The 5253-nt window shown below is 70.7% G+C and carries 3 protein-coding genes; 2 read left to right on the top strand and 1 reads right to left on the bottom strand.

What is annotated here, in order from left to right:
• Positions 1-325 precede the first annotated feature (325 nt).
• Both D7V77_RS39835 and D7V77_RS39840 read left to right on the top strand, forming a co-directional pair.
• Positions 326-2929, top strand: coding sequence for a pitrilysin family protein (locus D7V77_RS39835; protein WP_120581420.1), 2604 nt, complete (start codon positions 326-328; stop codon positions 2927-2929).
• Positions 2930-3004: 75 nt separating this feature from the next.
• Positions 3005-3871, top strand: a complete 867-nt coding sequence (locus tag D7V77_RS39840; RefSeq protein ID WP_120581421.1) for a 50S ribosomal protein L11 methyltransferase — start codon at positions 3005-3007, stop codon at positions 3869-3871.
• Between the two features lie 233 nt (positions 3872-4104).
• On the opposite strand, the gene D7V77_RS39845 is transcribed toward D7V77_RS39840, so the two are convergent.
• Positions 4105-5100, bottom strand: a complete 996-nt coding sequence (locus D7V77_RS39845; RefSeq protein WP_158624576.1) for an asparaginase — start codon at positions 5098-5100, stop codon at positions 4105-4107.
• Between the last annotated feature and the right edge of the window lie 153 nt (positions 5101-5253).

Raw genomic sequence — 5253 nt, forward strand, 5'->3', positions numbered from 1 at the left:
GGGGGGAGGCCTGGGAACCGCGAGTGGCCTGGGGGGCGCCGGAGCGGGCGCCGCCACCGGGGCGTCGCCGTCATCCAACAATTCCTTCAGGTCCGCGAGCGGATCCGCCTCGTCCGGGGGAGACGGCATGTGCGCGGCCCAATTTACCGGCCACGGGGGGTTTCCACCAGTTACGCGATGGACACCGCGCCGCTTCGCCTGCCTGGTGGGAGGCGGACGGCACGGTCCGCTCGACGTGGAGGGGGCGGGACGTTAGCCAATGGAGCAAACATCACACCTCGCCTTGCCTCTCCTCGGCAGGGGATGACAGCTTCGGACCACTCCTATGGCCATCCGCTACACCCTGCCCAACGGGCTCACCGTCGTCTTCGAGGAGCAGCACGCCGCCAAGGTCGCGGCCTTCCAGGTCTGGGTCAAGGCCGGCAGCGCGGACGAAAGGCCCGACCAGGCCGGACTCGCTCACTTGCACGAGCACATGCTGTTCAAGGGCACGGAGCGCCGGGGGCCCGGTGAAATCGCCCGGGACATCGAGGCGCACGGCGGCGAAATCAACGCCTGGACGTCCTTCGACCAGACCGTCTACCACATCGTCATCGCCAGCCAGTTCGCCCGCACGGGCCTGGACATCCTGGGGGACGCGGTGCGCCGCTCCGCGTTCGACAAGGACGAACTGGCGCGCGAAATCGAGGTCGTGTGCGAGGAGATCAAGCGCAGCTACGACTCCCCGTCGCGGCGCGCGTCCCGCGGGCTGTTCACCGCCGCGTTCCAGACGCACCCCTACCGGCTGCCCGTCATCGGCACCGAGGAGAGCGTGCGCAGCTTCACCCGCGAGAAGGTGCTGGAGTTCTACCACCGGCACTACACGCCCAGGAACCTGGTGCTCTCCGTCGCGGGCGACCTGAACGAGGCGGAGCTGCGCCAGTGGGTGGAGGAGATCTTCGGCGGTGACTGGGGCCGGCCCTACGTGGGCCCGGTGGAGCGTCCTCGCGATCCGCCGTCCACGGGCCGCCGCGTGCTCATCCAGACGGAGGACGTGAAGGAGGCCTATCTGCACCTGGCCTTCGCCATCCCGGAGCTGGAGCACCCGGACGTGCCCGCGCTGGACGTGCTGGCGATGCTCGCCGGCCAGGGCAATTCGTCGTGGCTGGTGCGCGAGGTGAAGCGCCGCCAGCACCTGGTCAACGACGTGCACGCGTCCGCGTACACGCCCAAGGACCCGGGCATCTTCTCCGTGTCGCTGACGCTGCCGCCCGCGCAGTCGCTGAAGGCGCTCACGCAGACGGCGCGCGTGCTGGAGGCGCTGCGCACCACGGTCGTGCCCGAGGACGAGCTGCGCACCATCCAGTCGGTGGTGGAGGCGGAGTCCGTCTACCGCAAGGAGACGGTGCAGGGCACCGCGCGCAACCTGGGCTCTTACCAGACGTCTCCGGGCGGCCTGGAGTCGGAGGCCCGCTACCTGGAGAACATCCGCAACCTGAAGCCGGAGGACCTGCGCCGCGTGGCCCAGAAGTACCTGCGGCTGGAGCACGCCGTCGTCACCGCGCTGGTGCCTCCCGCCGCGGAGCTGACGGAGGCGCTCGTGCACGCCGCGCTGGATGAAGCGGCGAAGAGCCCCGGCGTCACGCCCCCGGAGCGCGCCGCGAAGCAGCCTCCCCCGGAGGCCCCGCCGCGTCCGGCCCGGAGCGCCATCGCGTCCGCGCGTTCGGAGGTGGTGCAGGAGAAGCTGCCCTCCGGCGCCACGCTCATCATCCGCGTGGAGCCGCACGTGCCGCTGTTCTCCATGCGCGCGGCGTTCATCGGCGGCGTGCGCTACGAGACGCCCGAGGACAACGGCATCACCACGCTGCTCAGCCGCGCCCTCACCAAGGGCACCACGACGCTCAGCGCGGATGACATCTCCCACCTGACGGACCTGTACGCGGGCAACCTCACCGGCCAGGGCGGCCGCAACTCCGTGAGCGTGAAGGCGGACTTCCTGTCGCGCTACTTCGAGCAGGGCTTCCGGCTGTTCGCGGACGTGCTCGTGAACCCCGCCTTCCGCGAGGAGGAGGTGGCGCGGGAGCGCGCGCTGCTGCTGCAGGACATCCTCACCCGCGAGGACAAGCCGTCGGGCCTGGCGTTCGAGCTGTTCTCGCGCACGCTCTACCAGGAGCACCCGTACCGTCTGTCCATGCTGGGCGAGAAGGCGTCCGTGGAGGCGCTGGGGCCCGAGCAGCTGCGCGCGTACCACCGGTCGTACATGGACCCGTCGCAGATGACGCTCAGCGTGGTGGGCGACGTGGACGTGGAGCAGGTGCGGGCGCTGGCGAACGAGTACTTCGGTAGGTCGCGCGGCGGCGCGCTGGCCCCGAAGCAGGTGCGGCCGGAAGCGCCTCCGTCCGCTCCGCGCACGGAGAAGAAGGTGCTCGCGCGCGCGCAGACGCACCTGGTGATGGGCTTCCAGGCGGCGCGGCTGGGCGACCCGTGGCGGGTGGTGCTGGACGTGCTGTCCACGGTGCTGTCCGGCCAGGGCGGGCGGCTCTTCATCGAGCTGCGCGACAAGCGCTCCATGGCCTACAGCGTGAGCAGCTTCTCCATGGACGGGTTGGACCCCGGCTACTTCGCCGTCTACATGGGCACGAGCCCGGAGAAGGTGGAGGCGGCGGTGGAGGGCATGCGCCGCGAATTGCAGCGGATCCGCGACGAGCCGATTCCGGCCGCGGAGCTGGAGCGCGCCAAGCAGCACATCATCGGGGCGTATGAAATCGACCTGCAGCGAAACAGCGCCCGCGCGACGCTGCTGGCGCTGGACACCTGCTACGGCATCGGGCTGGACAACTTCCTGCACTACTCCGAGCACGTGGCGAAGGTGACGGCGGAGGACGTGCAGGAGGTGGCCCGCCGGGTCATCGACTTCGACCGCATGGCCATGTCCGTCGTCGGTCCGTAGGTACCCCATCGCGAGCGTGGAAGCGTCACGACGACGGCGCTTCCACGCCGCACCGGGTGCGGTAGAAGGGGCGCCATGTCCCAGACCTACCTGTCACTCACCGTGGATATCGCGGAGGAGTCCTCCGAAATCCTCCAGGACCTGCTCCATGAGGCCGGAGCCCTGGGCCTGGAGGTCCGCGACACGGAGACGCCCACCATGCCGGGTGTGCGCGCCCCCACGAAGGGCGAGTCCATCGTCGTCGCCTACTTCGAGGACCGCGAGAGCGCGGAGGACGCCCGCGACGCGGTGGCGGAGAGCCACCCCACCGCGCGCCTGTCCCTGGACGAGCAGCCGCAGCAGGACTGGAGCAACGAGTGGAAGTCGCTCATCAAGTCCGTGCAGGTGGGCCGCCTGTGGGTGGGCCCGCCCTGGGACGTGGTGAACGCGCCGGCGGACAAGGTGAAGCTCGTCATCGAGCCGAAGATGGCCTTCGGCACGGGGGACCACCCCACCACGTCGCTGTGCCTGGCGGCGGTGGATGACTTCATGTCCACGCACCCGGGCGCGAGCGTGCTGGACGTGGGCACCGGCACGGGCGTGCTCGCCATCGCGGCGAAGAAGCTGGGCGCGGGCCACGTGGTGGGCACCGACAACGACCCCACCTCCGTGGAACTGGCCCAGGAGAACTGCACCGACAACCAGACGCCCGACCTGGACATCTCCGGGCGCGAGCTGACGGAGGTGTCCGGCACCTTCGACCTGGTGCTCGCGAACATCCTGGCCAACACGCTCATCGAGCTGGCGCCCCTCATCGTGCCCAAGGCGAAGGACCGGCTGGTGCTGGCCGGCGTGCTCGCGCATCAGCGCGCGGACGTGGAGGCCGCGTACCGCAACCTGGGGTGCACCGTGCTGGAGGGCGCGCAGCAGGGCGAGTGGGTGCGCATCGACTTGAAGCGCTAGAAACAAGAGGGGGTCGGGCAGCGAAACCTGGTTCGCTTACCCGACCCCATCTGGACTCGCGAGGCTTTCCCCCTTGGCGTCAGGACCTCGCGAGTCCCGCCGTGTGACTGGCAGGCTTTGCAGTCCGCGTGCCTGCCGCTGAGGCCTCGGAGTTCCAAGGGGCACGGGCGCGGTTGTAGCGGGGCAGGTTACGGGGAGCGCGGCGCGTGTGACCTTCCGCGCTACAGCGGGCCTCAGGTGAACGCGAGTGTTCCGGCCGCGCGCAGGGAGCCCACGACTTCGTTCCGGGTATTGAGGATGCGCGGCTCCGCGTGGTGCTCCAGGCCCGTCATGGGCAGGGACAGGCCCTGCTGCTCCGCGATGAGGCGCAGGACCGCGAGGAGCGCGGGCGCGGCGCAGCGGGCATCGCCATCCTCCACCTTGATGGCCACGCCCAGGCGGGCCTTGGGCAGCGCGGCGCAGTAGACGCCCTCCGCGCCAATCTTCACCACAGCCTCACCCTGGAAGGCCGTCATCAGGTCCGTGCACGCGCGGCCCTTGCCCGCGACCAGCTCCGGGTGCGCGAGCATGGCCTCCCGCAGGCGGCGCGCGGCGGGAGCTTCCGAGACGCCGAAGCGGGCCCACGCGGTGGCCATGGCGCTGAGCGGCAGGCCGAAGCAGACGGCGAGGCAGCCATCCACGGCCTTCACCAGCGCGTCGCTCGGCAGGCCCGTCCACTTGGCGATTTCGTCCTGGATGCGCTCCTGCACCGGGTGTCCTTCGCTGGCGTAGCCTTGGACGTCCCAGCCGTGGTGCCGCGCCAGCGCGAGCATCCCCGCGTGCTTGCCGGAGCAGTTGTTCCACCGGGGCGTGAGCACGATGCCCGCCTTGAGGGCCTCCTCGGCGACCGCGGGCGACAGCGACGGGTGCGGGCCGCACGCGAGGTGGCGCTCCTCGCAGCCTGAGGCGCTCAGCATCCGCATGGCGAGGGCGCGGTGCACGGGCTCGCTGGAGTGGGACGCGCAGGAGAGCGCCAGCTCGCGCGGGCCGAAGCCGTAGCGATCCGCCGCGCCATCCTGGACCATGGGCAACGACTGGAAGGGCTTCGCCGCCGAGCGCCAGAAGGTGACGCGCTCCGGGTCGCCCGCGTACGCGACGCGCGTGCCCTCCGCGCTCACCACCGCGACGGACACGGTGTGGAGGGATTCGACGAAGCCGGAGCGGGTGGACTCGATGACGAGGGTGGCCATGGGCGTGGGGCGCGCCATAGCAGGAACGGGACACGGCCGGGCGCTCGCGGGTTGCGGAAAGACGAACCCTGGACGCATGGAGGGCTATCCTCCGGGCGCCCTCCCCTTCAAGGAAGCCGCCGTGGTCCGCCTCTTCGTTCCCCTGCCCGCCCC

It is taken from the genome of Corallococcus sp. CA041A (assembly GCF_003612075.1).
Taxonomy (GTDB): Bacteria; Myxococcota; Myxococcia; order Myxococcales; family Myxococcaceae; genus Corallococcus; species Corallococcus exiguus.